We start from the raw sequence: 26230 nt of genomic DNA, 5'->3' as shown, positions 1-26230 counted from the left end.
CGGGCACGTATCATGCTCGGTTGCCCAAAACCGACACATCAGTGAATTCATCCCCCCTGGAAGCCGCGGATCCGGCGGATCGCGCGGACAGCGCCTACCTCGGCGCGGCGCTCGCGCAGCAGCGCATCAGCATCCGCGGCGCGCGCACGCACAACCTCAAGAACTTCGACCTCGACATCCCGCGCAACCAGCTGGTGGTGATCACCGGCCTGTCGGGCTCGGGCAAGTCGAGCCTCGCGTTCGACACGCTCTATGCCGAAGGCCAGCGCCGCTACGTCGAGAGCCTGTCGGCCTATGCGCGGCAGTTCCTGCAGCTCATGGACAAGCCCGACGTCGACGTGATCGAGGGCCTGTCGCCCGCGATCAGCATCGAGCAGAAGGCAACCAGCCACAACCCGCGCTCCACCGTGGGCACCGTGACCGAGATCCACGACTACCTGCGCCTGCTGTATGCCCGCGCCGGCACGCCCTACTGCCCCGACCACCACCTGCCCCTGCAGGCGCAGACGGTGAGCCAGATGGTGGACGCGGTGATGGCCATTCCCGACGAACCGCGCCTGATGATCCTCGCGCCCGTGGCACGCGAGAAGAAGGGCGAGTTCCTCGAACTCTTCGCCGAAATGCAGGCCGCCGGCTACGTGCGCTTCCGCGTCGACGGCGAGACCTTCGAATACAACGACCTGCCCAAGCTCAAGAAGACCGAGAAGCACGACATCGACGTGGTCATCGACCGCCTGCGCGCGCGCCCCGACATGCAGCAGCGCCTGGCCGAGAGCTTCGAGAACGCGCTGCGCCTGGCCGAAGGCCGCGCGATCGCGCTCGAGATGCACGAGGACGGCAGCAGCAAGGAACATCTCTTCAACGCCAAGTTCGCCTGCCCGATCTGCCACTACTCGCTGGCCGAGCTCGAACCGCGCCTGTTCTCCTTCAACTCGCCGGTGGGCGCCTGCCCGAGCTGCGACGGCCTGGGCCACCGCGAGGTCTTCGACCCGGCCCGCGTGGTCGCATTCCCGACGCTGAGCCTCGCGAGCGGCGCCATCAAGGGCTGGGACCGGCGCAACGGCTATTACTTCAGCATGCTGGAGAGCCTGGCCAAGCACTACAAGTTCGACATCGATACGCCCTTCGAGAACCTGCCCGCTTCCGTGCAGCAGGCCGTGCTGCACGGCTCGGCGCAGGAAGAGATCAAGTTCAGTTACGTGATGGACAGCGGCCAGCAGGCCGGCAAGAAGCTCACGCGCAAGCACCCCTTCGAGGGCGTGATCCCGAACATGGCGCGGCGCTATCGCGAGACCGATTCGACGATGGTGCGCGAAGACCTCTCGCGCTTTCGCAACATGCAGCCCTGCCCGGAATGCGACGGCACGCGGCTGCGGCGCGAAGCGCGCAATGTGTTCCTGGTCGACGAGTCCGGCGCCGAGCAGCAGCGCATGGCGATCTTCGAGATCAGCCGCGCGACGCTGCGCGACAGCCTCGCCTACTTCCAGCAGCTGCACTTGCGCGGCGCCAAGGCCGAGATCGCCGACAAGATCGTGCGCGAGATCGGCCTGCGGCTGAAGTTCCTGAACGACGTCGGGCTCAACTACCTGAGCCTGGACCGCAGCGCCGAGACCCTCTCGGGCGGCGAGGCGCAGCGCATCCGGCTCGCTTCGCAAATCGGCTCCGGCCTCACGGGCGTGATGTACGTGCTCGACGAGCCCAGCATCGGCCTGCACCAGCGCGACAACGACCGGCTCATCGGCACGCTCAAGCACCTGCGCGACATCGGCAACAGCGTGATCGTGGTCGAGCACGACGAGGACATGATCCAGGCGGCGGACCACGTGATCGACATGGGCCCCGGCGCCGGCGTCCATGGCGGGCGCGTGATGGCGCAGGGCACCTATGCCCAGGTCGCGGCCAATCCGGCGTCGCTGACCGGGCAGTACCTTTCGGGCCTCAAGAAGATCGCCGTGCCCGAGCGCCGCACGCCCTGGCTGCCGGTGGTCGCGAAGCCGGCCTTCAACGAGGGCAAGAAGGCCTCGCGCTTTCCGCCGAGCCCGGCCGCCGAGCGGCGCGCCGCGCGCGAGGCGGCGCACCTGGCATCGCAGACCGCGCTGCAGGAGATCCGCGTCATCGGCGCGACCGGCAACAACCTCAGGAACGTGGACGTGGCTTTCCCGGTCGGCCTGCTCACCTGCGTGACGGGCGTGTCGGGTTCGGGCAAGTCGACCCTGGTCAACGACACGCTCTACAGCGCGGTGGCGCGCACGCTCTACCGCGCGCACGAGGAGCCCGCGCCGCACGAGGCGATCGAAGGCATCGAGTATTTCGACAAGGTCATCAACGTCGACCAGTCGCCCATCGGCCGCACGCCGCGCAGCAACCCGGCGACCTACACCGGCCTCTTCACGCCGATCCGCGAGTTGATGGCCGAGACCAACGCGGCGCGCGAGCGCGGCTACGGCCCCGGGCGCTTCAGCTTCAACGTGGCGGGCGGCCGCTGCGAGGCCTGCCAGGGCGACGGCGTGGTGAAGGTGGAGATGCACTTCCTGCCCGACGTCTACGTGCCCTGCGAGGTTTGCCATGGCCATCGCTACAACCGCGAGACGCTGGAGGTGCAATACAAGGGCAGGAACATCGCGCAGATCCTCGACATGACGGTCGAGACCGCGCACGAGTTCCTGAAGGCGGTGCCGACCATCGAGCGCAAGCTGCGCACGCTGCTGGATGTGGGCCTGAGCTACATCAAGCTGGGCCAGTCGGCGACCACCTTGTCCGGCGGCGAGGCGCAGCGCGTGAAGCTGGCGCTGGAGCTGAGCAAGCGGGACACGGGGCGCACGCTCTACATCCTGGACGAGCCGACGACGGGGCTGCACTTCGCGGACATCGAGCTGCTGCTGAAGGTGCTTCACCAGCTGCGCGACGCGGGCAACACCATCGTGGTGATCGAGCACAACCTCGACGTGATCAAGACCGCCGACTGGCTCATCGACATGGGACCGGAGGGCGGGGCGGGCGGCGGGACTGTGGTGGGTGTGGGGACGCCGGAGGACATCGCGGCGAACGAAGAGAGCCATACCGGGCGGTATCTGAAGCGGCTGCTCTAGGCGCCATCGAAGGGTCCCCCCAGGTCAGCAAGCTCAAGCTCGCCCTTTGACCTCTAGCGCCTCCCTCCCGCATAAGCGCTACTGGGGCAAAGAGGGCCACGCCACGCGCAATGAACTGAGCGCGCTGCTGCGCATGGTCAATGGGAATTCAGTCGTTGCATCGGCACAGTGGGCGACGCCATCGAGGCCGTGCGAGAAGCCTTGGTCAAGTGAGCCTCCCGCGTCTCTGCGCGCCAGCCCCTAGGTGTAACCCCAGGGCTGATCTCAACCCCGCTCGTATACGATATTCGAAATACCACGAATCCACCATGATGCTCCCCTGGCTCACCGAAGCCACTCACCACAACATGTCCGCCGTGCGCGACATCCCGCTGGCCAAGCTCGTGCGCGACGACATGCTCGCCATGATCCTGCGCGGCGAGCTGGTCCCCGGCCAGCGCATCAACGAGCCCGACGTGGCCGCGCGCCTGGGCATCTCCCGCGTGCCCGTGCGCGAGGCCCTGCGTGAACTCGAGAGCACCGGCCTGGTCGTGGCGCGCAAGCACGCGGGCGTCTTCGTGCGCGAGCCGGACGCCGACGAGGTGCGCGACCTCTATGAAATGCGCGGCCTGCTCGACGGCTTTGCCGGCCGGCGCGCGGCGCGCCTGCCCGAGGCGGCGCGCCTCGCGCTCGCCGACCTGCTCGACGCCTCCATCGCCGTCATGCATGAGGCCGCCGCCGCGCACGAGGTACAGCGCTACTACGGCGAGAACCTCAACTTTCACTGGGCCATCGTGGAAGCCGCCGGCAACCACGCGCTGGCCGAAACCTACCGCGGCGTGGTGCAGAAGCTGCACCTGTCGCGCCTGAAGAACCTCTCGCACGACACCGGCATGCGCGCCTCGATCACCGAGCACGAGGCGATCGCCGCTGCGCTGCGCGAGGGCAACGTCGCGCGCGTCGAAAAGCTCATGGCCCGCCACGTCGGCGACGCCTACACGCGGCTTCCGGGCTCCGCGCCCTGAGCGCCGCCGGCTCTGCATTCGAAATCAATCCCAGGAGACACCCATGCAACGTCGCGCCTTCGTCCTCGCGCTTCCTCCGGCCCTCATCGGCCTGCCCGGCCTGGCCCGGGCGCAACAAGCCTTCCCGAGCAAGCCCATCCGCTACATCGTGCCGGTGGCGGCCGGCGGCGGCAGCGACCTGGTCGGGCGGACGGTGACGGAGCGCTGGGGCCGGGTGCTGAACCAGACCTTCATCGTGGACAACCAGGGCGGCGGGGGCGGCGTCCTCGCATCGCAGAACACGGCGCGCGCGACGCCGGACGGCTACACGCTGATGCAGGGCTATGTGGCCACGCACGGCACGAGCCCCGCCACGCGCAAGCTGCCCTACGACCCGATCAAGGACTTCACGGCGATCGGCATGATCGGCGGCACACCCAATGTGCTGGTGATCAACAACGACGTGCCGGCCAAGGACTTCCAGCAGTTCGTCGCCTACGCGAAGGCGAACCCGAGCAAGCTCAGCTACGGCTCGGCCGGCGCGGGCTCGCTCACGCACCTGACGATGGAACTCTTCAAGCAGCAGATGGGCGTGTTCATGGTGCATGTGCCCTACCGCGGCATCGCGCCGGCCTTCACCGACCTGATGGGCGGACAGACGCAGGCCATGTTCCCCGGCCTGGCGGCGGCCCTGGCCCACATCCACTCCGGCCGCGTGCGCGCCCTGGCCGTGACCGGCAGGACGCGCCACCCCGCGCTCAAGGACACGCCGACGCTGGAAGAGCTCGGCCTCAAGGGCTTCGACGCCATGCAGTGGTATGGCGTGGTCGGCCCGGCCGGCATGCCCGCCGATGTGGTGGCCAAGCTCAACGACACGCTCAACACGGTGCTCAAGGCGCCTGACCTGCGCGACAAGCTCTCGGTCGAGGCGATCGAGCCCCAGCCCATGACGCCCAGGCAGTTCAGCGACTTCATGGTGGCCGACATCGCGCGCTGGACCCAGATCGCGCGCGACCGCAAGATCCAACTCGACAACTGATCCTTTCTTCCTTCAACTCTCCAGGCAAGTCTCTCCGCATGGCCCGCAATACACAGGTCGCAGCCGACCACAACGCACCGCCCGTCACCCGCATCCTGGCCGAATACGTGGCCAACCATCCCTCGCGCGGCTGGAGCGACGCGGTGGACCACGAGGCCCATCGCACCTTCCTCAACTGGTTCGGCTGCGCCGTGGGCGCCGCCCGCCACGAGGCCGCCGAGGCCGCGCTGGCCGCGGTGCAGGTGCTGCAGCCCGCGCCGCAGGCCACTATCCTCGGCCGCGCCGAGAAGGTGGACATCGCCAGCGCCGCGCTGCTCAACGGCATCACCTCGCACACCTTCGACTTCGACGACACGCACCTGAAGACCATCATCCATCCGGCCGGCCCGGTGGCCTCCGCCGCGCTGGCGCTGGCCGAGCACACCGGCGCGAGCGGCCGGCAGGTGCTGGACGCGCTGGTGCTGGGCATCGACGTGGCCTGCCGCCTGGGCAACACGGTCTATCCCGAGCACTACGACCGCGGCTGGCACATCACCGGCACCACCGGCATGCTGGGCGCCGCCGCCGCATGCGCACGCCTGCTGGGCCTGAACGCGGACCAGACCGCGATGGCGCTGGGCATCGCGGCATCGCAGCCGGTCGGCCTGCGCGAGCAGTTCGGCACCATGACCAAGCCCTTCCATCCCGGTGGCGCGGCGCGCGCCGGCCTGATGTCGGCACTGATGGCGCAGCACGGCTACACCGCGAGCCCGAGGGCGATCGAAGCGCCGCGCGGCTGGGCGCAGGTGCTCTCCACCAAGTACGACTGGAACGAAGTGACGGACGAGCTCGCCAAGCGTTTCGAGATCTCCTTCAACAGCTACAAGCCCTTCGCCTGCGGCATCGTGATCCACCCGAGCATCGACGCCTGCGTGCAGTTGCGCGACCGTGGCGTCCTGCCCGAGCAGGTCGAGCGAATCGAGCTCAAGGTCCATTCGCTGGTGCTCGAACTCACCGGCAAGAAGGAGCCGGCGGATGGCTTGCAGGGCAAGTTCAGCGTCTACCACGGCTGCGCGGCCGGGCTGTTCTTCGGCCGCGCCGCGGAGGAGGAGTTCGCCGACGACATCGTGAACCGCCCCGACGTCGTCGCGCTGCGCCGCAAGGTGGTGGCGACGGTGGACGACAGCATCGACGAGGCGAGCGCGGACGTGACGGCCGTGCTCAAGGACGGCCGCCGCGAACACGTGTTCGTCGAGCACGCGATCGGCTCGCTGCAGCGCCCGATGAGCGATGCCGACCTGGAGCGCAAGTTCCACGGCCTGTCGGACGGCATCCTCGGCCAGAAGAGGACCACCGAAGTGCTGGCCGCATGCTGGTCGCTCGGCGAGGCTGCGGACGTTCGCGCGCTGACCGCGCTGGCGCGGCCATGAGCGCCGCGCGTCCCCGCATCGTTGTCCTCGACGATTGGGAGCGGGCGTTCGAGCGCCTGGGCGACTGGCGCGCGATCAGCTCGCGCGCCGAGCTGCGCGTTCACCACGAACCGATCCACGGCGCGGCGCTCGTCGACGCGCTGCGCGACGCCGATGCCGTGGTGCTGATGCGTGACCGCACGCCCTTCGACGCCGCATTGATCGCGCAGCTGCCGAAGCTGCGCTACCTGGTCTTCACCGGCACGCGCAACACCACGCTGGATCTCGCGGCGCTCGAAGCCCGTGGCATCCCGGTCGGCCATACCGGATGGGGTCCGTCGAAAGAGAGCACCTGCGAGATGACCTGGGCCCTGATCCTCGCGGCCACGCGCCAGATGCCGGCCCAGACGGCGCTGCTGCGCAAGGGCCTCTGGCGCGCGCCCGAGGGCGGCGTGCTGCCTCAGGTGCTGCGCGGCCAGCGCATGGGCATGATCGGCCTGGGCCAGATCGGCGGGCGCGTGGCGCGCATCGCGAAGGCCTTCGGCATGGAGATCGTCGCCTGGAGCCCGCACATGACGCCGGAGCGCGCGGCCGAGCATGGCGCCACGGCCGTGCCACTGGAGACGCTGCTGTCGACCTCGCAGGTGGTCAGCCTGCACCTGGTGCCGGCGCCGGCCACGCGGCACCTGATCAATGCCGAACGTCTCGCCTTGATGCGGCCGAACAGCCTGCTGGTCAACACCTCGCGCTCGGCCCTGGTCGATCACGCGGCGCTGGCGGACGCCTTGCGCGCCGGTCGGCCCGGCATGGCGGCGCTCGATGTCTTCGACACCGAGCCCTTGCCGGCCGACGATCCGCTGCGCGAGGTGCCGAACCTGCTGCTGACGCCGCACACCGGCTTCGTCTGCGAGCCGACCTACCAGCAGTTCGCGCACGACGTCACCACGCAATTGGAGGCCTGGCTCGACGGCCTGGCACCGGCCGCATGACCTCGGAGGTCATCGACCTCGCGCGTGTGCCCTGAGACAGTGGATGCAAGCCGGAACCGAGGTGGTTCCGGCAGCCACCAGGCCGGACTTCCAGGGCCGCGAAAGCGCATCATGACCTCAGGTTTCGACATCCTCCCCCTCGCCGTCGGGCTCCTCATCGGCATTGCCGCGGTGGGCTCATGCATCGGCATCGGCATCGTCGGATCGAAGCTGCTCGAAGGAACGGCCCGGCAGCCGGAACTCAAGGACAGCTTGCAGACGATGTTCTTCCTGATCGCCGGCGTGACAGACGGCGCCTTCATCATCGCCACCGGCATCGGGCTCTGGTTCGCGACCGCGAATCCGTTTCGCGGCTGAAGCACGAGGGCAGCGGGCGAGCCGCGCGGGTGTCAGTCGAGCTTGACGTGGGCGCTCTTCACGATCGCGCCCCACTTGGGCACTTCCTTCTGAAGGTAGGCGCCGAAGTCGGCAGGCTTCATCCATTCGGCGGTGAAGCCCTGCGCGGCCAGCCTGTTCTTGATGTCGGGCATGGCCAGCACCTTCTCCATGTCGGCGTTGAGCTTCGCGATGACGGGCACTGGCGTCTTTGCGGGCGCAAGCATGCCGATGAAGGCGACCGCCTCGAAGTTGGGATAACCCTGCTCGGCCACGGTCGGCACATTGGGGAGTGCCGGCGAGCGCGTCCTGCCCGTGACCGCCAGCGCCTTGAGCTTGCCCGAGCTCACGAAGGGCGCGGCCGAGATCATGGTGTCGAGCATGAAGGTGGTCTGCCCGCCCATCACGTCGGTGAGCGCCGGACCGCTGCCCTTGTAGGGCACATGGATGGTCTGGATGCCGGCGGCGCTGGAAAGCATCTCGCCGCCCAGGTGGGTCGACGAGCCGTTGCCCGACGAGGCGAAGGAAAGCTCGCCGGGCTTGGCCTTGGCCGCGGCGACCAGTTCCTTGAGGTTGCTGGCCGGGAAGTCGGGGCGCGTGACCAGCACCAGCGGACCGGTCATGATCATCGAGACCGGCGCGAGGTCGGTCAGCAGGTCGTACTTGAGCTGCGACTTGGGAAACAGCGTCATGTTGATCGCGTGCGAAGTCGCCGCGATGAGCAGCGTGTATCCGTCGGCCGGCGCCTTGGCGACGTACTCGGCACCGATGTTGGAGCCTCCGCCCGGCCTGTTCTCGACGATGAAGGACTTGCCTTCGATCTCGCCGAGCTTGCTGGCAAGCAGGCGGGCGACGATGTCGTTCGGACCGCCGGGCGCGTAGGGCACGATGACCTTCACGGGCTTCGAGGGGTACTTGTCCTCGGCCCGGGCCACAGGCGCCGCGATGGTGGAGGCGCAGGCCGCCGAGATGACGAGAGTCTTGAGCAGGGCTTTCATGAGCTTGTCTCCGATGATTGGAATTCAGGTCTTGTAGGAAGGGTCTTCGCGGTCGAGCTGGCGCAGCAGCGCGGGCCACTCCATCGGGGCGAAATTGATCTTTCCCTCGGGGCCGTAGCGCCTGGCCATTGCGGCGGCGAGTTCGGGACCCGGCATGCTGGTCTCGGCGCCGCTGGCGAGCACGTCGACCTGCACCTTGCAGGCGGTCTCCAGCCAGTACATGAGGTTCCAGGTGTCCTGGACCGAGGGGCCGCAGGCGAGCAGGCCATGGTTGCGCAGGATCAGCGCGCTGTGCGGTCCGAGGTCGCGCGCGATGCGCTCGCGTTCGCTCATGTCGACCGTGGGCTGCTCGTAGTCGTGAAAGCCGATTGCGCCGTAGAAGCGCATCGCCGTCTGGGTCAGCGGCAAGAGGCCGTGCTTCATCGCCGAGACGGCCATGCCTGCGCGGGTGTGCGTGTGCATCACGCACTTCAGGTCGCCGCGCGCGCCGTGGACGGCGCTGTGAATCATGAAGCCGGCGCGGTTGACCGGAAACTCCCCGAACTCGCCCTCCGGCTTGTCGACCGTGTTGCCGTCGAGGTCCAGCGTGTAGAAGCAGGACGCCGTGATCTCGGTGTAGAGCAGACCGAAGGGATTGATGAGGAAATGGTCGGGGCTGTCCGGCACCTTGGCGGTGATGTGGTTGTAGATCAGGTCGCTCATGCCGTAGCGCGCGATGAGGCGATAGCAGGCGGCGAGGTCGGTTCGGATCTTCCACTCGGCGTCGCTGACGCGATCGCGAACAGAAGCGGGTCTGGCAATGTTCATGGTCATGCTCCCGCCCTTCAGGAAGAGGATGCGCCTGCCGCGAGCGGTCGGCCGGCGAGCATGCGGCGCGCCGTGTAGTCGAGCACCGGCTCATCGTGCTGATTGAACACGCGCACGATCGAATCGACGATGGCGCGATTGCCCTTGGACGTCGGCCGCACACCGGCGACCTCGACGATCGCGTGGATGGTGTCGTTCACGCGCACCGGGCCGAGGACCTTCTGCGTGCACTCCAGCATGGCAAGGCCCGTGCCCTGAACCATGGTCTGCAGCAGGAAGCCCTCGATGATCGAATAGGTCAGGGCCGCGGGGACCGGTCGGCCGCCGATCGCACCGGCGGCGCCCTCGGCGTCGATGAAGATGGCTTCGAGCATGCCGGTGACGGAGATGAAGTTGACCAGGTCGGTCTCGGTCAGCGTGCGGTTGAAGGTCTGGAACTTCTGGCCGACGGCGAGGTCCTGCCAGAAGAAGCCCTGGCCGAGCAGGGGGTAGGTGGATGCGGGGGCTGCCATGTCGGTGCTTCCTAGAGTCAGTTGAAGGGTGCGATGCCGGCTTCGCGCAGCACTTCGTCGGTGTGCTCGCCCAGGCGCGGCGCCATGCGCACCGGCAACTGCCGGCGATCGATGCGCACCGGCGCGCCGGGGAAGCGCAGCGTGCCCATCGCGGGGTCTTCGATGGTCTTGAAGAATCCGGTCGCCTGGAGGTGCTCGTCGTGGACGAGGTCTTCGAGGCGATTCATGCGCGAGGCCGGTACTTCGAGCCGGGCGAACACCTCGAGCCATTCGGCCGTGCCGCGCGTGGCGATCACTTCCGCGGCCAGGGTGTAGAGCGCATCGATGTGGCGCGTGCGCTCGGCAATGTTGGCAAAGCGTGGATCGGCCGCCGCCTCGGGCATGCCGCCTTCGGTGAAGAAGCGCTTCCAGTGCGCGTCCGTGTAGGGCATGGCGCAGAGGTAGCCATCGGCCGTGCGGTAGGGACGGCGGTGCTTGGCGAAGAGGCGCGGGTAGCCGGGGTCGGCGAGTGGCGGCACGAAGTGATGCCCGTAGAAGTGCTCCACCAGGTTGAAGGAAGCCATCGACTCCAGCATCGGCACTTCCACATAGCCGCCCTTGCCCGTGCGTTCGCGGCGGAACAGCGCGGCGAGGATGGCGTGCGTGGCGACCAGCCCCGAGGTCTTGTCCGCGGCGATGGTGGGGAAGTATTGCGGTGAGCCGGACTGCCGCTCCATCAGCGCGGCGCAGCCCGACAAGCCCTGGATGATGTCGTCATACGCGGGCATGCCGCCGTAGGGGCCGTCTTCGGCGAAGCCGTGCAGGCCCACGTAGACCAGGCGCGGATTGCGCGCCAGCAGCGTGTCGGGATCGAGCCCGATGGCCGCGAGCTTCTGGGGCCGGATGCTGTGCATCAGCACATCGGCGCTGTCCACGAGCTTGAGCAGCGCCTCGCGCGCATCGGCCTTCTTGAGATCGAGCACGACGCTGCGCTTGCCGCGATTCACGCCGAGGAAGATCGCCCCCATGCCGGCTTCGGTGCTGGGGCCGGTGCGGCGCGTGGAGTCGCCCTCGGGCGGCTCGATCTTGATCACGTCGGCGCCGTACTCGGCAAGGTTCTGGCTGGCATACGGGCCGAGGACCACGGCGCTCAGGTCAAGCACGCGCACGCCGGCGAGGGGCAGGTTCGATGGGTTCATCGTGGATTGGCGAGATCTCGGGGCGACCGGGTTTTCAGGAATGGCTGGATCGTAGAAATCTCGGCTTAATGCGTCCAATACCAATCAAGACTCTCGCGATATACGCTGAATATCAATGGAATTGCGACAACTGCGCCAGTTCGTGGCCGTGGCCGAGACGCTGAATTTCCGCCGCGCCGCCGAATGCCTGCATATGGCGCAGCCGCCGCTGTCGGTGGCGATCCGCAAGCTGGAGGAAGAGATCGGCACGCCGCTCTTCACGCGCCTGCCGCGTGGCGTGCAGCTGACTTCGGCGGGTGTCGCCGCGTTGCGCACCGCGCGGCAGTGCATCGATCAGGCCGAGAACCTGGGGGCCGCCGCGCGCGCGGCGGCCAGCGGCGAAAGCGGCCGCCTGCGCGTGGGCTTCGTCGGCTCCGCCACCTATTCGCTGATGCCGCGACTGCTTCCGGCGTTCAGGGCGCGCTATCCGCAGGTCGAGCTCGTCCTGCATGAATCGACCAATCTCGAACTGCTCGCGATGATCGAGGCCGACAAGATCGATATCGGCCTGGTGCGCTATCCGACTGCCTCGGCCAGTTCGCTTCGATTCGAAGTGGTGGAACGCGACGTGTTCTGCGCGGTGCTTCCGCTCGGGCACCCGCTCGCCAGAAAGCGTCGCCTCAGCCTGCACGATCTGGCGAAAGAGCCCCTGGTCGACTACGCATCGACCCGGGTGTCGGGCCTTCATGCGATGGTGATGCGGGCCTTCCAGCAAGTCGGCCTGAGCCCGCGCGCGGTGCAGGAGGCGACGCAGGTGCAGACGGTCATCAGCCTGGTGCAGAGCGGCATGGGCGTGGCGCTCGTGCCATCGGTCACGCAGCGGCTGTCGCCCGACAAGGTGGTGTTTCGGCCGATCGACGATCTGCCGGTCTCGGCCGGGATTGCGATCGCCATGGCTTCGCATCCGCGCAGCGACAGCGTGACCGCGCAGCGATTTCGCGAGATCGCAACCCGGGTCGCCCAGAAGGCGCCCATCCGCGCCGCGGGGAAACGCAACGCCTCGTGACGCGGCGCGAAGGCGCAGCGGCTGCGACTCAGCGCATGCCGATGTGCGTGTCCCCGAACAGCGCCTTCAAGTCGCGCGGCTGCGAACGCCAATACTGCGGCGGCGCCTCGACCTGTCCACCCAGCTCGGCGGCGGCGCGCCACGGCCAGTGCGGCTCGAACAGGATCGCGCGGGCCATGGCCACCAGGTCGGCCTGGCCGCCCGCGACGATGGCCTCGGCCTGCTTCGGTTCGGTGATGAGGCCGACCGCGATCACGGGCACGTCGACCTCGGCCTTGATGCGCTCGGCCAGCGGCACCTGGTAGCCGGGCACGAGGGTGATCTTCTGCCGCGGCGAGACGCCGCCAGAGGACACATGCACGAAGCCGCAGCCGCGCTGCGCCAGGGCCCTGGCAAAGACGATGCTCTGCGCGATGTCCCATCCGTCGGCCACCCAGTCGGTGGCCGAGATGCGCACGCCGACAGGCATGGCCTGCGGGACGGCGGCGCGCACGGCCTCGAACACCTCGAGCGGAAAGCGCATGCGGTTCTCCAGCGATCCTCCGTAGGCATCGTCGCGCTGGTTGGCGATCGGCGAGAGGAACTGGTGCAGCAGGTAGCCGTGCGCCGCATGCAGCTCGATCGCGTCGATGCCAAGCACCACCGCGCGCTGCGCCGCGCGCACGAAAGCCGCCTTCACGCGGGCGAGACCCTCCGCGTCGAGGGCGATGGGTGGCGGCTCGCCGGGCGCGTGAGGCAGCGGCGACGGGGCGACGGTCTGCCAGGCGCCTTCCCCGGGCTTGAGGCACTGGCCGCCGTCCCAGGGCGCATGGCTGGAGGCCTTGCGTCCCGCATGGGCGAGCTGGATGGCGACGGGAATGCGCGAATGGCGGCGGATGGCGGCCAGCACGCGAGCGAGCGCGGCCTGGTTGTCGTCCGAATAGAGACCCAGGTCGCCGGGGGTGATGCGCCCGATGTCCTCGACGGCGGTCGCCTCGATGATCAGCAGGCCCGCGCCAGACAAGGCCAGCTGTCCGAGATGGATCATGTGCCAGTCGGCCGCGTTGCCGTGGTCGGCGCTGTACTGGCACATCGGCGCGATGACGATGCGATTGCGAAGCGGCAGCGAGCCGAGGGCGAAGGGGGTGAAGAGGGCGCTCATGGAAGACCTGAGAGGCTGTGGGTGCACTCGTTATAGCAACACCGCCCCGCCGCCGCTCGTCCGGGGGCTTGGAGCTCGGAGGAACGACAGACTCTTCGCATGACGGCCGGCTCGGGCGCTGGCGGAAACCTACTCTTTCGCATCGGCGCGGCGCGGGCCGCGCCGTCCACCGCACGAAGAACAGAAAGCCCTCATGTCCGTCCTCGATCCCATCGCCGTTGCAGCACCACCCCGGTGGCTCTCGCCTTCGCGCACCCCCGGCCTGTACGCCGCCTGCGCACGAACGCCGCGCATGACACCATTGCGCGACGACGGGGATGTCCTGGTGATCCAGCTTTCCGAAGTCCCCGAGGTGCCATGCAAGGGCATCCTCACGCCGTCGGTGCCGAACCTGCGCGACTGGCCCCGGCTGGAAGCCATCTGGCATGCGCACTGCCGCCCCGTCAGCCCGCACTTCCAGGTCAGCTGTGAAACACAGGCGCACGGGACATCCGAGGTTCCGGCGCTGCCCGCGAACAGGAGCGGCATGCTGCACGAGACCTGGGTGATGATGATGCGCCCGGGCCGCGCACAGTGGGCCGCGCCCGCTCCCCGCCCCGTTCCGGATGTCCGGTGGCTCATGCCCAGCATCGATCGACAGGCCTTCCTCGATCTCATGCATGAGGGCGACCGCGAGGAAGGCTTGCACGATGGCTGGCACGACCTGTTCTCCGCCCACCGGATGCGCACCTGGCGGGAAGGCCCGCGCTGGGTCATCGGCCTGTTCGAGGACTGCGTTCTCCATGGCAGCGCCGCCGCGCATCGCTTCGACGCCTTCTGGTACGTCGAGGATGTGTATGTGCGGGCGAGTGCGCGCCGGCGCGGCCATGCGCGCGCGATGCTGACGCGACTCATCGCCGACCTGCATGCCGAGGAGCCGGATGCGCCCGTGCTGCTGCGCGTCGACCCGCGAAACCCGGCGCTTGCGCTCTACGAGTCGCTGGGCTTCGTGCGCTTCACCAGCGTCTGGTCGTGGTCGCTGACGGGCTGAACGCCCAGGTTCTTCAGGCTCTCGGGCCGCACGCGCAGCATGCCCTCTTGCGCGGTGGAGGCGACCAGCCGCCCGTCGCGCGTGAAGAGGCTGCCGCGGCACAGGCCGCGGGCGCCGCTCGCGCTTGGCGAATCGATCGCATAGAGCAGCCACTCGTCCATGCGGAAGTCGCGGTGGAACCACATCGCGTGGTCGAGGCTGGCCGGGCGCACGTTCTCGCGCATGAAGCTCAGGCCGTGGGGCAGCATCGCGGCGCGCAGCAGGCCGTGGTCGGACGCGTAGGCGAGCAGCGCGCGGTGGACGACGGGGTCATCGGGCAACGGCGCGATGGCGCGCATCCAGATCCCGCTCTCGGAGGACCGGCGATCGGGCGTCAGCAGGTCATCCGGCTCGGCGGGGCGGTATTCGATGCCGTGCGGCTCGATGCCCTTGGGCCTCCAGCGCGCGGGCAGCCGGTCGCCGAGCGCCACGCGCAATTCCAGTTCGCTGCGCAAGTCCTCGGGCGGCGGCACCTCGGGCATCGGGAACTGGTGCTCGATGCCTTGCGCGGCGGTCTGGAACGAGGCCGACATCTCGAAGATCGTGCGCCCGTCCTGGCGTGCCACGACATGCCGGGTCGTGAAGCTGCGGCCATCGCGCACGCGGTCGACGGCGTATTCGATGGGCGCATGCTCGCCGGGCAGCAGGAAGTAGGCGTGCATCGAATGAATCGGCCGATCGGCATCGACGGTGCGGCTCGCCGCGACCAGCGCCTGGCCCAGCACCTGCCCGCCGAACACCGCCGGCGTGCCGATGTCCTCGCTCTGGGCGAGGAAGCGGTCGTCGCCCAAGGGTTCGAGGTGCATCAGGTCGACGAGTTCGGCGACAAGGCGAGCGGCGTGGGCGGAATCAGTCATCGGGAAGTGCGGGTCGCGGGAAGAAGGGAGCCCGCACGATAGCAAAGCAACAGCGGCGGCGCTGTCTCGCGGCTGTCAGTCCACCCGGCCCCCCTTCAGCGGTCGAGGTCGGCGCCGTCGGCCACCAGCTTGCGCTGCAGGGCCGGCACGTCGACCGCGGCGAAGCTTCCCGCCCCCAGCGCGGCCGCCGCCGTGCCCGCCGCCTGGCCCATCACGAAGCAGCCGCCACTGGCGCGCGCGGCCGACTGGCCTTCGTGCGTCATGGAGGCACAGCGGCCGGCCACGAGCAGGTTGTCGGCGCCGCGCGGCACCAGCATGCGCCACGGCAAGTGGTTGTAGGTGCGCCGGTCGTCGCGCGGGAAGGCCCACTCGATCTTGCCGGCGGCATGCATCTCCATCGGCCACGCGTTGACGCCGATGCTGTCGTCGAAGCGCGCGGACGAGAGGATGTCCTCGCCCGTCAAGGCATAGAGCCCCTCGATGCGCCGGGTCTCGCGGATGCCGACCTGCGGCGCGATCTCGACGATGGCGGCGTGTTCGAAGCCGGGCACCTCGGCCTTCAGGAAGCGGAAGTACTCGCTGATCTGGCGCCGCCCCTCGACCTCGCCGTCGCTGAGCTGGCGCGCGTCGACGCCGTTCATCGCGCCGCCTTCGGCATTGCGGATCTGCGTGACGTTGGCGCGCCACTCGCGCGGATCGATCTGCGGGCGCAGGATCGCGCCTTCGCGCGGAAAGCGGTAGGCCCCGGGGTCGCGTTCGCGCGCCCGGGCCATCAGGTCGTTGATGGCCTTGAACTCGCCCACCGCCGCCAGCGCGCGCGGCGCATCGACGTGGCCGACGCGGAACATCGTGGACGGGAAGAGCCCGCTGCCGTGGCCGTCGCCGACCGTGAAGGGCACGCCGGCGAAGGCGGCGACATCGGCGTCGCCGCTGGCGTCGACGAAGGCATTGGCGCGGATGGCCTGGCGGCCCGACTTGGTCTCGACCACCAGCGCCGCGATGCGGCCGCCCTCCATCACGACGGCCGCGGCCCAGGCGTGGAACAACAGCTGCACGCCCGCGTCCAGCAGCAGCTGGTCGGCCGCGCACTTGTAGACGGAGGTGTCGTAGGAGCGCACCCGGATGCGCCCCTGCATGCCATCCTGCGGTTTGTTGAGGCCGCCCAGCGCATCGATGCGCGCGAGCAGCTCGTCGGCCACGCCATGCACAAGCTGCGTCATCTCGCCGTCGCGCTTGCCGTAGAGGCCGGCGAAGTTGGTGACGCCGCCGGCCGTGCCCATGCCGCCGAGAAAGCCGTAGCGCTCCACCAGCAGCGTGCGCGCGCCATGGCGCGCGGCGCTCACGCTGGCCGCGATGCCGGCCGGACCGCCGCCGACCACGACAACGTCGTACTCGCCGAAGACGGGAAGATCGCGCGCGGGTTCGCGCAAGGTCGCGGTCATTGCAGCTTGATGCCGTTCGTCGAAATGATGCGGCTCATGATGGCCGACTCTTCCTTCACCCGCGTGCGCATGCCTTCGGGCGACGTGCCCACGGCCTGCCAGCCCTGGTCGAACAGACGCTGGCGCACTTCGGGCGACTTCATGATGATCGCGAGCTCTTTCGCGATACGGTCCTGCGCGGCCTTGGAAAGATTGGCCGGCCCGACCAGTGCGGTCCAGACTTCGAGATTGAAGTCCTTCACGCCGGCCTCGGACAGCGGTGGCACTTCGGGCACCAGCGTGCTGCGCCCGCTGGTGATGCCGATGGCCTTGATCTTGCCCGACTTGACCTGAGGCATCGCCAGGCCGGGCGGGATCAATGCCATCTGCAGGTTGTTGCCGATGAGGTCGGTGAGCACCTGCGGGTTGCCCTGGTAGGGCACGTGCTCGACCTTGAGTCCGGGCACTCGGCTCTTGAGCAGTTCCATGCCCAGGTGGCCGACCGAGCCGACGCCCACCGAGCCGTAGTTCCACTTGTCGCCGCCCTTGCGCGCAGCGTCGAAGAAGGCGGCACCCGAGGGCAGGGTGTTCTGTGCCACGAGCACCAGCGGCGCGGTGGTGAGCAGCGAGAGGTAGGTGAAGTCCTTGGCCGGGTCGTAGGGCAGCTTGGGGTACAGCATCTGCGACGAAGTCAGGTTGCCGTTGATGACCACGCCGATGGTGTGATCGTCCTTCGCCTTGGCCACGAAGTCGGCCGCGATGTTGCCGGACGCGCCCGGCTTGTTGTCGACGATCACGGGCTGGCCCAGCGCCTTGGCCAGCGGGTCGGCGATGGTGCGTGCCGCGATGTCGGGCGTGGAGCCGCCGGTGAAGCCGACGACGAGACGAACCGGCTTGGTGGGCCAGACCGCGCCCTGTGCGGCGGCGGCCAGCGGCAGCGCGCCGGCGGCGAAGCCGCAAGCGGCGATCAGGAGTGCTCTCTTGGATGCGTGCATGGGAAGGTGAGCTCGATATGAAGTGAGAAACGAAGGATAAGGCCAAGCTGTGACCAGACGTAAATCCCCTCGCTCACCCATTCGCTCACTCGAGTGGCAGCGTCATTCGAGAAACACCGCGGAAACGGCTCTGCCGGTCCGCCGGTGTTGTCCCCTGCAAGGGGGAAGACGGCCGCACGAAGTGGGCAAGCCTGGGGGTGAGCTCACCTCACCATCACGGAGATCGGTTCGAGGCCGTCGATGCGCACCTTCATCGTCTGGCCCCGCTGCACCGCACCGACGCCTTCGGGCGTGCCGGTGAAGATCAGGTCGCCGGGCTGCAGCGCGAACAGCGTCGACAGGTTGGCGATCACCTCGCTCACCGACCAGATGAGGTTGCGCACATCGCTCTTCTGGCGCGTCTGGCCGTCCACTTCGAGCGTGATGGCGCCGCCCGTCAACTCGCCCGTCGCGGCGCGCGGGCGCACCACGCCGACCGGCGCGGAGAAGTCGAAGGCCTTGCCGATCTCCCATGGGCGGCCTTGCTCGCGCATCTTCATCTGCAGGTCGCGCCGGGTCATGTCCAGGCCGACGGCGTAGCCGTAGATGTGATGGACGGCATCAGCGACGGTGATGTCGCGGCCGCCCTGGCCGATCAGCACGACCAGCTCGGCCTCGTAGTGATAGTTGGCGGTCTGGCCGGGGTACGGAATGCTCACGGTCTCGCCTGCGGGGACGGGAACGACGGAGGCATCGTCGTTGGGCTTGCAGAAGAAGAAGGGCGGCTCGCGGTCGGGGTCGAAGCCCATCTCGCGTGCATGCGCCGCGTAGTTGCGGCCCACGCAGTAGACACGGCGCACCGGAAACAGGTCGCTGGAACCGGCAACGGGGAGGCCGACGACGGCCGGAGGGGAAACGACGAAAGACATGGAGACTCCTGCCGCGCGCGGCGGCGATGGTTCGGGAAGTGGAAGTGGGCCGGGCCGCTCTTCGCGGCGCGCATCTAGGCGTCTTGCAGGAAGGCTTCGCGCAAGATGCCCATGGCCTGCTGCACGGGCCGGTCCGAGAAGCTGAACAGCACGCTGTCCTCGGCGGCCGACAGGCGCAGGGGCGCCCACGAGGGCACGACGAAGGTGTCGCGCGGACCGAAGGCGAAGCGCTGGCCACCGATGTCGGCACTGCCGTGGCCTTCGACCACGCTGTAGACCGCGCCATCGGTCGCGCGGTGCGTCTTGCCGGCGAAACCGGCGGGCAGCAATTGCAGGTTGGTGGCGATGGTCGGCATCGGCGAACCGCCGGTCAGCGGGTTGATATAGCGCAGCTTGTGGCCCAGCCACGCATCCGGCGCTTCCTGCTTCTGCAACTGCGCCAGCGCCTCGCGACTGCGCACGTAGGGGTAGTTGAAGATCGGCGAGGTCGGCGCGACGTGATCGTGGCGCACCGGCACCATGTTGTGGCCGAAGCGCGCCAGGCTGTTGCCCTCGGGCCGCGCGACGTGCTGCACCTTGGCGTCGTCGTTCTCCGCGAAGCCGGCGTCGAAGAAACGCAGCATGGGGATGTCGAGGCCGTCCAGCCACACGACCGGCTCGCTGACGCCTGCGATGCCCTCGTTGCCATGGTCGTGCCAGGCCCAGGAGGGCGTGATGATGAAGTCGCCGGGGTACATGGTGGTGCGCTCGCCGGCCACCGTGGTGTAGGCGCCCTTGCCGTCGACGATGAAGCGCAGCGCGGACTGCACGTGGCGATGCGAGGGCGCCACTTCGCCGGGCATGATGAGCTGCAGGCCGGCGTAGAGGGACTGCGTGATCGACGAGCGGCCGGGGAGGGCCGGGTTCTCGAGCACCAGCACGCGGCGCACGGCTTCTTCGGCGGTGATGAGATCGGCCGATTCCATCAGCAGCGGGCGGATCTCGTCGTAGCGCCAGAGCGCGGGGACGCACGGGGTCTGCGGCTCGCGCGGGACCAGCGTGTGGAGCGACTCCCACAGCGGCGTCAGGTGCAGGGGCAGGATGCGGTCGTAGTAGGCGCGGCGTTGCGCGGCGTCGGTGCGCGCGGCCTGCGTGGCGTTGGTCATCGGGGGCGTCTCCGGGCGCCCGGATGGGGAGAAAGAGTGGGCGCCAATGCGGTGTATTGTTCGCCCGCCCCACTATTTGTTCAAGCTCGTCCATCAATACCTCGAATTCCAATTTCGAATAATGGTGTCCGTTCAAGAGGAATCAAAGGTCCACGATGTCCAAGCTCGATCTCGAATGGCTCTCCGTCTTCGACGAGGTCTACAAGACCGGCAGCGTCTCCAAGGCGGCCGATCGCCTCGATATCGCGCAGGCGGCGGCCAGCACCATGCTCAACAAGCTGCGCGCGCATTTCGACGATCGCCTGTTCGCGCGCACGGCGCAGGGGATGCAGCCCACGCCGCACGCGCAGCGGATCTACCCGCACGTGCGAGAGGCGCTGGCCCAGCTCGACCAGGCCCGCGGCAGCCGCGGCGGGTTCGACCCCGGCCAAGCGCGCCGCAACTTCCGCATCTGCATGACCGACATCAGCGAGGTGGTGCTGCTGCCGGGGCTGCTCGACCATCTGCGCCGGGTCGCGCCGGGCGTGGGCATCGAGACCGAGATCGTCTCGACCGAGAGCGGCCGGCGGCTGGAGGACGGCGATGTCGACATGGCGGTGGGCTTCATGCCGCAGCTGGAGGCGGGCTTCTACCAGCAGACGCTCTTCATGCAGAACTTCATCTGCCTGGCGGCGCAGAACCATCCCCGCGTCGGTGCGCGCCTGACCCTCAGGCGCTTCGAAGCCGAGGCGCACGCGGTGATCTCGTCCTCGGGCACGGGCCACGCCATCATCGACAAGACGATCGCGCGCCTGGGCCTGGAGCGCAACGTGGTGGTGCGGCTGTCGAGCTTCCTGAGCGTCGCGCGGATCGTCGCGCACACGGAACTCCTGGTCATCGTGCCGCGCATCCTGGGCGAAGTCCTGGCCACCCAGGAGCCGGTGCGACTCCTGGAGCCGCCTTTTGTACTACCTTCCTACGCGGTCAAGCAGCACTGGCACGAGCGCTTTCACGCGGACGCGGGCAATGCCTGGCTGCGGCGTACGCTGGCGCAGCTCTTCGGCGCAAAAACCACCGCACCGCTCGCATAATTGCGCGCAGCGTCAACGAATCAACTCCTCGCCGAGGGCAACCCATGTCATCCATCACGCTGCGATTCCTCGCAGAACCCAGCACCGTCAACTTCGGCGGCAAGGTCCACGGCGGCACCGTCATGAAGTGGATCGACGAGGCCGGCTACGCCTGCGCGACGAGCTGGTCCAAGCGCTACTGCGTGACCGTCTTCATCGGCAGCATCCGCTTCCACCGCCCGATCATGATCGGCGACCTGGTGGAGGTGGAGGCGCGTCTGGCCTACACCGGCAACACGAGCATGAACATCTCGGTCGAGGTGCGCAGCGGCGACATGAAGGGCGGCGAGATGCAGAAGACGACCGAATGCCTGATCGTCTTCGTCGCGGTGGATTCGCACGGACGCACGCTGCCGGTCGACAGCTTCACGCCGGGCACGCCGGGCGAGATGGCGCTCGCCGAGCGGGCCAGGGCGCATCTGGAGGCGTCGCGGGCGGCCTCGGGGAACAGTTAGCGCCGCATCCGGCTCAGCCGGCGGGCAGCACAGTCCCGCTGACCTCGCCCAGCCCGATGCGCGCCGCCCCGTCGCGCTCGCACCAGCCCCGCAAGGTCAGCGTGTCGCCATCTTCCAGGAAGGTACGGCGCTCACCGTTGGGCAGCGTGAGGGCTTGCTTGCCGCCCATCGTGAGTTCGAGCAGCGAACCCGCTTCGTCGGGCTTCGGGCCCGAGAGCGTGCCGGAACCCAGCAGGTCGCCCGGCTGCAGGTTGCAGCCGTTCACCGTGTGGTGGGTGACCAGTTGCGCGGCCGTCCAGTACGCGGCCTGCGCGGTGTTGCCGCGCGTCAGGCGCACGGCAGCCTCGCCGGCTTCGCGCATCCTGGCGGTCTGCAGCCAGACTTCCAGCGTGATGTCGAGCGCCCCGCTCGCGCGGTTGACGGGTGAGTCGAGGTAAGGCAGCGGCTGCGGGTCGCCGACCGGGCGCTCGAACTTCCCGCGGAAAGGCGCGAGCGCTTCCATCGTCACGATCCATGGCGAGAGCGTGCTTGCGAAGTTCTTGGACAGGAAAGGGCCCAGTGGCTGGTATTCCCAGGCCTGCAGGTCGCGGGCCGACCAGTCGTTGAGCAGGGTCACGCCGAAGAGGTGCGCCTCGGCGTCGGCAATACCGATCGGCTCGCCCAGCGCATTGCCGCGGCCGATGACGAAGCCGAGCTCCAGCTCGTAGTCCAGCCGCTTCGACGGGCCGAAGGTCGGCGCCTCGGCATCCGGCGCCTTGGTCTGCCCTTGCGGCCGCTTGAAGCGCTGGCCGCTTACCGCGATGGACGAGGCGCGGCCGTGGTAGCCGATCGGCACCCACTTGTAGTTGGGCATCAGCGGCTGGTCCGGACGGAACAGCCTGCCGACGGCGGTGGCGTGGTGGATGCCGGTGTAGAAGTCGGTGTAGTCGCCGATGCGGCACGGCAGCGTCAGCTCGACCGCCGACAGGGCCGAGAGCGCCTTCGACCACGCGGCCTGCTTGTCGCTGCCTTCGGCCAGGCCGGCCGAGATCGCGGCGCGCAGACGGGCGCGCGCGGCCGGGTCCTGCGCCAGCAGCACGTTCATGTCGTCCGTGTCGACGAGCCCCGTCGCCTTCAGGTCGAGCACCTGGTCGCCGATGGCGACACCGATGCGGAAGGCATCGTTGCTGCCGCCGGGGCGGAAGCGCCCGAAGGGGAGGTTCTGGATCGGGAAGTCGCTCCCGGCCTGGTTGGCCGAGGCCACCCAGCTGCGCAACTTCGGATCGTGGGTGGCGTTGATGGCGTCGTTCATGGCTTGAACTGGTCCTTGAGGCCGGCCCAGCAGTCGGCATAGTTGTCGTCGAGCGCCGGGCTTTTCATGGCGTACTCGGTCGGAATGAAGCGCAGGCGGCTCTCGAACATGAAGGCCAGCGTGTTGCCGAGCTTCTGCGGCTTCAGCTCGGCATGGCTGGCCTTGTCGAAGGCTTCCTCGTCGGGGCCGTGCGGCACCATGCAATTGTGGAGGCTCGCGCCGCCGGGCTTGAAGCCGCCGGGCTTGGCGTCGTATTGGCCGTAGACCAGGCCCATGAACTCGCTCATGAGGTTGCGGTGGTACCAGGGCGGACGGAAGGTGTCTTCCATCACCATCCAGCGGGGCGGGAAGATCACGAAGTCGCAGTTGGCTGTGCCGGGCGTGTCGGAGGGCGAGGTGAGCACGGTGAAGATCGACGGATCGGGATGGTCGAAGCTGATCGATCCGATGGTCATGAAATTGGCGGTGTCGTATTTCACCGGCGCGAGGTTGCCGTGCCAGGCGACGACGTTGAAGGGCGAGTGGCTGGTCGGCGCCGACCAGAAGCGGCCGCCGTATTTCTTGACCAGCTCGTAGTCGCCGCTCGCATCCTCGAAGGCGGCGACGGGTGCCCGGAAGTCGCGCGCGTTCGCCAGGCCGTTGGAGCCGATTGGGCCCAGCTCGGGCAGGCGGAACTGGGCGCCGTAGTTCTCGCAGAGGTAGCCGCGGGAAGGCCCATCGGGCAACGCGACCTTGAAGACGACACCGCGCGGCACCAGTGCGATCTCGCCGGGCTTCACGTCGAGCACGCCCATCTCGGTGGTGATCACGAGGCGGCCCTGCTGCGGGACGAAGAGCATCTCGCCGTCGGCATTGACGAGGGCGCGGCGCTCCATCGAGCGGCTGGCAAGGTAGATGTGGGCGGCGATGCCGCTCTGTGCCTCGGCATCGCCGTTGGCGGCCAGCGTATGGATGCCATCGATGAAATCGACGTCGGCGTGATCCACGGGGATGGGCGCCCAGCGCAGCGGCTCCGGCGGCAGCGCGAACGCGCGGTCGGCGCCTGTCGTCCAGTGCGCCTGCGCATAGGGCTTGTAGCGTCCGGCGACGACCGAGGGCTGGCGGCGATAGACCCAGGTACGCCTGTTCGCATGGCGCGGTGCGGTGAAGGCCGTGCCCGAGATCAGCTCCGGGTACAGGTCGAAGGGCGCGCGCTGCGGGCTGTTGCGGCCCTGCGGCAGGGCGCCGGCCACGGCCTCGGTGGCGTATTCGTTGCCGAAGCCGCCCTGGTAGCGACGCTCGTCGGTGGATGTGGAAGTCATGGTGTCCTCTCTCGATGTTCAGTGGGGTGGCTGCGCGGCGGCCGCGGCCAGGGCCTCGCGCAGCACGGCCAGCGAGCCGATGTGGTTGGCCAGCACCAGCACGAGCCGGGCATTGAAGGCATGGCTCTCTTCGGTCGACAGGTCCTGGTGCGCCTCGATCAGCGCCTCGTAGAAATCGTCGGGCGCGTCGAGGTGGGCGGTGGTGATCAGTTCCATGGCGTGTTCATCCCTTGGCCAGTGCACGGTCGACGGCCGCGCGCAGCGCCTGCGGGGTCGCTTGCCGCCAGCGCGCGCAAACATGTTGGTCGGGGCGCAGCAGGTAGACGGTGCCCGGCTGCGCGTCATAGCGTCGGGCGGCCAGCTGGCCTTCGCCTGTCGCCGCCACGCGCACCACGTGCAGTGGCAGGTCGGACTCGGCAATGGCGCGCAGACTCGGCTGCGCCGCATCGCCCTCGCCGAAGACGAGGGCCGTAAAGCGCGTCGCGCCGCCGCCAGCAGCGGGCGGACAAAGCTCGCGCAGCAGCCAGCCCGCCTGGCCATCGGCTCGCACGATGGGCGCATCGGCCGCGGCTGCGCCCGGGACCATCGCGCCTTCGAAGCGGTCCACGTCCGCGGTGTTCAGCGGCGAACCCTGCAAGGTGGTCGGGACCGAGAGCCGCCCGCTGTTGACCAGCGCTCGGGCAAAGGCATGGCGCTTGGCGAGTTCGAGCACCGCGTCTCGGAACAGGCGGCTGACATCGCTCTTGGGCGTGATGAAGTCGGTGGCGCGCGTCGAGTTGCGGATGTTCTCGTCGGCCGCGTATTCGCGCTCGCTCGCATAGCTGTCGAGCAGTGCATCGGGCGCCTCGCCCCCGAGCACCGCTGCGAGCTTCCAGGCGAGGTTGTCGGCGTCCTGCACGCCGGAGTTGGCGCCGCGCGCGCCGAAGGGCGACACGCCGTGCGCCGCATCGCCCGCGAAGAGCACGCGGCCATGCCGGAAGTGCTCCATGCGCTGGCAGGCGAAGGTGTAGACACTGGCCCAGTCGATGCGGAACTGCACGCGCTCATGGCCAATGCTGTCGAGCAGCGCGCGCACGCGGGGGATGATGTTCTCGTGCTTTCGCTCTTCGACGGGATCGGCGTCCCAGCCGAGCTGGAAGTCGATGCGCCAGCCGCCATCGGCCTGCTTGTGCAGCAGCGCGCTCTGCCTGGGATGGAAGGGCGGGTCGAACCAGAAGCGCCGCTCGGGCGGCAGGTCGGCGTCCATGGTGATGTCGGCGATGAGGAAGCGGTCGCGGAACACGCGGCCCTTGGCTTCCTGTCCCAGCAATTGCCGCAGGCTGGAGCGCGAGCCGTCGCAGGCGACCACGTAGTCCGCCGCCAGCCGGTAGTCGCCGTCGGGGGTCTCGATGGTCAGCAGCGCGTGGTCGGCATGCTGCTCGATGCCGATAGCCTTGTTGCACCAGCGCAGGTCGATGAGCGGCAGTTCGGCGGCGCGTTCCGACAGGTAGCCCTCGACGTAGTACTGCTGCAGGTTGATGAAGGCCGGGCGTTCGTGCCCCTCCTCGGGCAGGAGGTCGAAGCGGTAGACCTGCTCGTCCTTGAAGAAGACCTTGCCTACATGCCACGACACGCCCTTGGCGACCATGGGCTCGGCGCAGCCCAGGCGGTCGAAGACCTCCAGCGTGCGCTTGGCGAAGCAGATGGCGCGCGAGCCGCTCGAGAGCGTGCAGTCGTTGTCCAGGAGGACGACGGGCACCTGTTGCTGCGCAAGATCGATGGCGAGCGCGAGGCCGACCGGCCCGGCGCCGACCACCACGACCGGGTGGCGCGCCGGCGATGCGGCGTCCTGGTCCGGATGGCGGCGGTAGTCAAAACGCAGCGACTGATAATCGACCGGCGCTTCGGCAGTCGATGTGGGGAGTCGGGCATCCGACATGATCAGCTCTCCAAGGCCTTCCACATTTCGATGTCGCGCTCCGCGGTCCAGATGCGCGGGTCGGTGTACTGCGTCGCCTCGTCGTAGCAGCGCGTGACGTCGAAGGGCATGCAGTGGTCGAAGATCACCCAGTGGCCGTACTTGGGCTTCAAGGCGGCATAGGTGTCCTTGTAGACCGCGTTCAGGTCCTTGCCCGCGGCCACGCCCTTCTGCACGT

The 26230-nt window shown here is 68.5% G+C and carries 24 protein-coding genes and 1 pseudogene; 10 read left to right on the top strand and 15 right to left on the bottom strand.

Features of this window, described 5'->3' with window-relative positions:
* The first annotated feature begins 41 nt into the window (after positions 1-41).
* The 6 genes from uvrA (at position 42) to atpE (ending at position 7845) form a co-directional block, all read left to right on the top strand.
* Positions 42-3089 (top strand): excinuclease ABC subunit UvrA, encoded by a 3048-nt coding sequence (gene uvrA, locus AC1DNF_RS28290; protein ID WP_478151977.1) that lies wholly within the window; start codon positions 42-44, stop codon positions 3087-3089.
* 308 nt (positions 3090-3397) lie between these two features.
* Positions 3398-4093: a GntR family transcriptional regulator gene (locus AC1DNF_RS28285; protein WP_478151976.1), complete on the top strand. Its 696-nt coding sequence runs from the start codon at positions 3398-3400 to the stop codon at positions 4091-4093.
* 43 nt (positions 4094-4136) lie between these two features.
* Positions 4137-5111 (top strand): Bug family tripartite tricarboxylate transporter substrate binding protein, encoded by a 975-nt coding sequence (locus tag AC1DNF_RS28280; protein WP_478151975.1) that lies wholly within the window; start codon positions 4137-4139, stop codon positions 5109-5111.
* Between the two features lie 38 nt (positions 5112-5149).
* Positions 5150-6520 (top strand): MmgE/PrpD family protein, encoded by a 1371-nt coding sequence (locus tag AC1DNF_RS28275; protein WP_478151974.1) that lies wholly within the window; start codon positions 5150-5152, stop codon positions 6518-6520.
* A complete protein-coding gene (locus AC1DNF_RS28270; RefSeq protein ID WP_478151973.1) occupies positions 6517-7488 on the top strand; it encodes a D-2-hydroxyacid dehydrogenase family protein in 972 nt (323 codons plus the stop codon). Before AC1DNF_RS28275 ends, AC1DNF_RS28270 begins: the two co-directional genes overlap by 4 nt.
* Before the next feature lie 111 nt (positions 7489-7599).
* Complete coding sequence (gene atpE, locus AC1DNF_RS28265; protein ID WP_478151972.1) at positions 7600-7845, top strand: F0F1 ATP synthase subunit C; 246 nt, start codon at positions 7600-7602, stop codon at positions 7843-7845.
* A 32-nt stretch (positions 7846-7877) separates the two neighbouring features.
* Here atpE and AC1DNF_RS28260 read toward each other — a convergent pair whose 3' ends face one another.
* Genes AC1DNF_RS28260 through AC1DNF_RS28245 form a run of 4 tightly spaced genes read right to left on the bottom strand, consistent with a single transcriptional unit; the run spans position 7878 to position 11358 of the window.
* Positions 7878-8861: a Bug family tripartite tricarboxylate transporter substrate binding protein gene (locus tag AC1DNF_RS28260; RefSeq protein ID WP_478151971.1), complete on the bottom strand. Its 984-nt coding sequence runs from the start codon at positions 8859-8861 to the stop codon at positions 7878-7880.
* Between the two features lie 24 nt (positions 8862-8885).
* On the bottom strand, positions 8886-9668 hold the full coding sequence (locus tag AC1DNF_RS28255; RefSeq protein WP_478151970.1) for a class II aldolase/adducin family protein: 783 nt from the start codon (positions 9666-9668) through the stop codon (positions 8886-8888).
* Between the two features lie 17 nt (positions 9669-9685).
* Positions 9686-10180, bottom strand: a complete 495-nt coding sequence (locus tag AC1DNF_RS28250; RefSeq protein WP_478151969.1) for a MaoC family dehydratase — start codon at positions 10178-10180, stop codon at positions 9686-9688.
* Between the two features lie 17 nt (positions 10181-10197).
* Positions 10198-11358 (bottom strand): CaiB/BaiF CoA transferase family protein, encoded by a 1161-nt coding sequence (locus tag AC1DNF_RS28245; RefSeq protein ID WP_478151968.1) that lies wholly within the window; start codon positions 11356-11358, stop codon positions 10198-10200.
* A 115-nt stretch (positions 11359-11473) separates the two neighbouring features.
* Between AC1DNF_RS28245 and AC1DNF_RS28240 the strand changes: the two genes are divergently transcribed.
* Positions 11474-12403 carry a LysR family transcriptional regulator gene (locus tag AC1DNF_RS28240; protein WP_478151967.1) on the top strand — a complete coding sequence of 310 codons (930 nt, stop codon included), beginning with the start codon at positions 11474-11476 and terminating at the stop codon, positions 12401-12403.
* Positions 12404-12431: 28 nt separating this feature from the next.
* Here AC1DNF_RS28240 and AC1DNF_RS28235 read toward each other — a convergent pair whose 3' ends face one another.
* Positions 12432-13544 (bottom strand): NADH:flavin oxidoreductase/NADH oxidase, encoded by a 1113-nt coding sequence (locus AC1DNF_RS28235; RefSeq protein ID WP_478151966.1) that lies wholly within the window; start codon positions 13542-13544, stop codon positions 12432-12434.
* Positions 13545-13737: 193 nt separating this feature from the next.
* Between AC1DNF_RS28235 and AC1DNF_RS28230 the strand changes: the two genes are divergently transcribed.
* Complete coding sequence (locus AC1DNF_RS28230) at positions 13738-14574, top strand: GNAT family N-acetyltransferase (protein WP_478151965.1); 837 nt, start codon at positions 13738-13740, stop codon at positions 14572-14574.
* Here the strand turns inward: AC1DNF_RS28230 and AC1DNF_RS28225 are convergent.
* The 5 genes from AC1DNF_RS28225 to gtdA form a co-directional block, all read right to left on the bottom strand.
* Positions 14514-15470 carry an acyl-CoA thioesterase gene (locus tag AC1DNF_RS28225; RefSeq protein ID WP_478151964.1) on the bottom strand — a complete coding sequence of 319 codons (957 nt, stop codon included), beginning with the start codon at positions 15468-15470 and terminating at the stop codon, positions 14514-14516. The two genes, AC1DNF_RS28230 and AC1DNF_RS28225, sit on opposite strands and share 61 nt — an antisense overlap.
* Before the next feature lie 95 nt (positions 15471-15565).
* Positions 15566-16912, bottom strand: a complete 1347-nt coding sequence (locus AC1DNF_RS28220) for an FAD-dependent oxidoreductase (protein ID WP_478151963.1) — start codon at positions 16910-16912, stop codon at positions 15566-15568.
* The gene (locus tag AC1DNF_RS28215; protein WP_478151962.1) at positions 16909-17886 is read right to left on the bottom strand and encodes a Bug family tripartite tricarboxylate transporter substrate binding protein; all 978 of its coding nucleotides are present in this window, start codon (positions 17884-17886) and stop codon (positions 16909-16911) included. The genes AC1DNF_RS28220 and AC1DNF_RS28215 overlap by 4 nt, the downstream gene beginning before the upstream one ends.
* Positions 17887-18089: 203 nt before the next feature.
* Positions 18090-18794, bottom strand: a complete 705-nt coding sequence (locus tag AC1DNF_RS28210) for a fumarylacetoacetate hydrolase family protein (protein ID WP_478151961.1) — start codon at positions 18792-18794, stop codon at positions 18090-18092.
* Between the two features lie 74 nt (positions 18795-18868).
* The gene (gtdA, locus tag AC1DNF_RS28205) at positions 18869-19939 is read right to left on the bottom strand and encodes a gentisate 1,2-dioxygenase (RefSeq protein WP_478151960.1); all 1071 of its coding nucleotides are present in this window, start codon (positions 19937-19939) and stop codon (positions 18869-18871) included.
* 155 nt (positions 19940-20094) lie between these two features.
* Between gtdA and AC1DNF_RS28200 the strand changes: the two genes are divergently transcribed.
* On the top strand, positions 20095-21009 hold the full coding sequence (locus AC1DNF_RS28200; protein ID WP_478151959.1) for a LysR family transcriptional regulator: 915 nt from the start codon (positions 20095-20097) through the stop codon (positions 21007-21009).
* A gap of 44 nt (positions 21010-21053) precedes the next feature.
* Positions 21054-21503 (top strand): acyl-CoA thioesterase, encoded by a 450-nt coding sequence (locus AC1DNF_RS28195; protein ID WP_478151958.1) that lies wholly within the window; start codon positions 21054-21056, stop codon positions 21501-21503.
* 13 nt (positions 21504-21516) lie between these two features.
* On the opposite strand, the gene fahA is transcribed toward AC1DNF_RS28195, so the two are convergent.
* From fahA to AC1DNF_RS28170, 5 genes and pseudogenes are all read right to left on the bottom strand, one after another.
* A complete protein-coding gene (gene fahA, locus AC1DNF_RS28190) occupies positions 21517-22794 on the bottom strand; it encodes a fumarylacetoacetase (RefSeq protein ID WP_478151957.1) in 1278 nt (425 codons plus the stop codon).
* Entirely contained in the window at positions 22791-24095 is a 1305-nt protein-coding gene (gene hmgA / locus AC1DNF_RS28185) for a homogentisate 1,2-dioxygenase (RefSeq protein ID WP_478151956.1), read from the bottom strand. Before hmgA ends, fahA begins: the two co-directional genes overlap by 4 nt.
* An 18-nt stretch (positions 24096-24113) precedes the next feature.
* On the bottom strand, positions 24114-24311 hold the full coding sequence (locus AC1DNF_RS28180; protein WP_478151955.1) for a DUF2783 domain-containing protein: 198 nt from the start codon (positions 24309-24311) through the stop codon (positions 24114-24116).
* A 7-nt stretch (positions 24312-24318) separates the two neighbouring features.
* Positions 24319-26013: an FAD-dependent oxidoreductase gene (locus AC1DNF_RS28175; protein ID WP_478151954.1), complete on the bottom strand. Its 1695-nt coding sequence runs from the start codon at positions 26011-26013 to the stop codon at positions 24319-24321.
* 2 nt (positions 26014-26015) lie between these two features.
* Positions 26016-26230 (bottom strand): annotated as a pseudogene (locus AC1DNF_RS28170) (MBL fold metallo-hydrolase); the annotation flags it as partial.

The sequence above is a fragment of the Variovorax sp. 01T432 genome, assembly GCF_056398605.1.
Note: the sequence above shows the minus strand (reverse complement) of the source record. Positions and strands in the feature narration are given on the sequence as shown.

Coding starts and splice junctions, on each gene's coding strand:
- AC1DNF_RS28285 (WP_478151976.1), top strand. CDS start 3,398: ATGATGCTCCCCTGGCTCACCGAAGCCACTCACCACAACATGTCCGCC.
- AC1DNF_RS28280 (WP_478151975.1), top strand. CDS start 4,137: ATGCAACGTCGCGCCTTCGTCCTCGCGCTTCCTCCGGCCCTCATCGGC.
- AC1DNF_RS28275 (WP_478151974.1), top strand. CDS start 5,150: ATGGCCCGCAATACACAGGTCGCAGCCGACCACAACGCACCGCCCGTC.
- AC1DNF_RS28270 (WP_478151973.1), top strand. CDS start 6,517: ATGAGCGCCGCGCGTCCCCGCATCGTTGTCCTCGACGATTGGGAGCGG.
- atpE (WP_478151972.1), top strand. CDS start 7,600: ATGACCTCAGGTTTCGACATCCTCCCCCTCGCCGTCGGGCTCCTCATC.
- AC1DNF_RS28260 (WP_478151971.1), bottom strand. CDS start 8,861: ATGAAAGCCCTGCTCAAGACTCTCGTCATCTCGGCGGCCTGCGCCTCC.
- AC1DNF_RS28255 (WP_478151970.1), bottom strand. CDS start 9,668: ATGAACATTGCCAGACCCGCTTCTGTTCGCGATCGCGTCAGCGACGCC.
- AC1DNF_RS28250 (WP_478151969.1), bottom strand. CDS start 10,180: ATGGCAGCCCCCGCATCCACCTACCCCCTGCTCGGCCAGGGCTTCTTC.
- AC1DNF_RS28245 (WP_478151968.1), bottom strand. CDS start 11,358: ATGAACCCATCGAACCTGCCCCTCGCCGGCGTGCGCGTGCTTGACCTG.
- AC1DNF_RS28240 (WP_478151967.1), top strand. CDS start 11,474: ATGGAATTGCGACAACTGCGCCAGTTCGTGGCCGTGGCCGAGACGCTG.
- AC1DNF_RS28235 (WP_478151966.1), bottom strand. CDS start 13,544: ATGAGCGCCCTCTTCACCCCCTTCGCCCTCGGCTCGCTGCCGCTTCGC.
- AC1DNF_RS28230 (WP_478151965.1), top strand. CDS start 13,738: ATGTCCGTCCTCGATCCCATCGCCGTTGCAGCACCACCCCGGTGGCTC.
- AC1DNF_RS28225 (WP_478151964.1), bottom strand. CDS start 15,470: ATGACTGATTCCGCCCACGCCGCTCGCCTTGTCGCCGAACTCGTCGAC.
- AC1DNF_RS28220 (WP_478151963.1), bottom strand. CDS start 16,912: ATGACCGCGACCTTGCGCGAACCCGCGCGCGATCTTCCCGTCTTCGGC.
- AC1DNF_RS28215 (WP_478151962.1), bottom strand. CDS start 17,886: ATGCACGCATCCAAGAGAGCACTCCTGATCGCCGCTTGCGGCTTCGCC.
- AC1DNF_RS28210 (WP_478151961.1), bottom strand. CDS start 18,794: ATGTCTTTCGTCGTTTCCCCTCCGGCCGTCGTCGGCCTCCCCGTTGCC.
- gtdA (WP_478151960.1), bottom strand. CDS start 19,939: ATGACCAACGCCACGCAGGCCGCGCGCACCGACGCCGCGCAACGCCGC.
- AC1DNF_RS28200 (WP_478151959.1), top strand. CDS start 20,095: ATGTCCAAGCTCGATCTCGAATGGCTCTCCGTCTTCGACGAGGTCTAC.
- AC1DNF_RS28195 (WP_478151958.1), top strand. CDS start 21,054: ATGTCATCCATCACGCTGCGATTCCTCGCAGAACCCAGCACCGTCAAC.
- fahA (WP_478151957.1), bottom strand. CDS start 22,794: ATGAACGACGCCATCAACGCCACCCACGATCCGAAGTTGCGCAGCTGG.
- hmgA (WP_478151956.1), bottom strand. CDS start 24,095: ATGACTTCCACATCCACCGACGAGCGTCGCTACCAGGGCGGCTTCGGC.
- AC1DNF_RS28180 (WP_478151955.1), bottom strand. CDS start 24,311: ATGGAACTGATCACCACCGCCCACCTCGACGCGCCCGACGATTTCTAC.
- AC1DNF_RS28175 (WP_478151954.1), bottom strand. CDS start 26,013: ATGTCGGATGCCCGACTCCCCACATCGACTGCCGAAGCGCCGGTCGAT.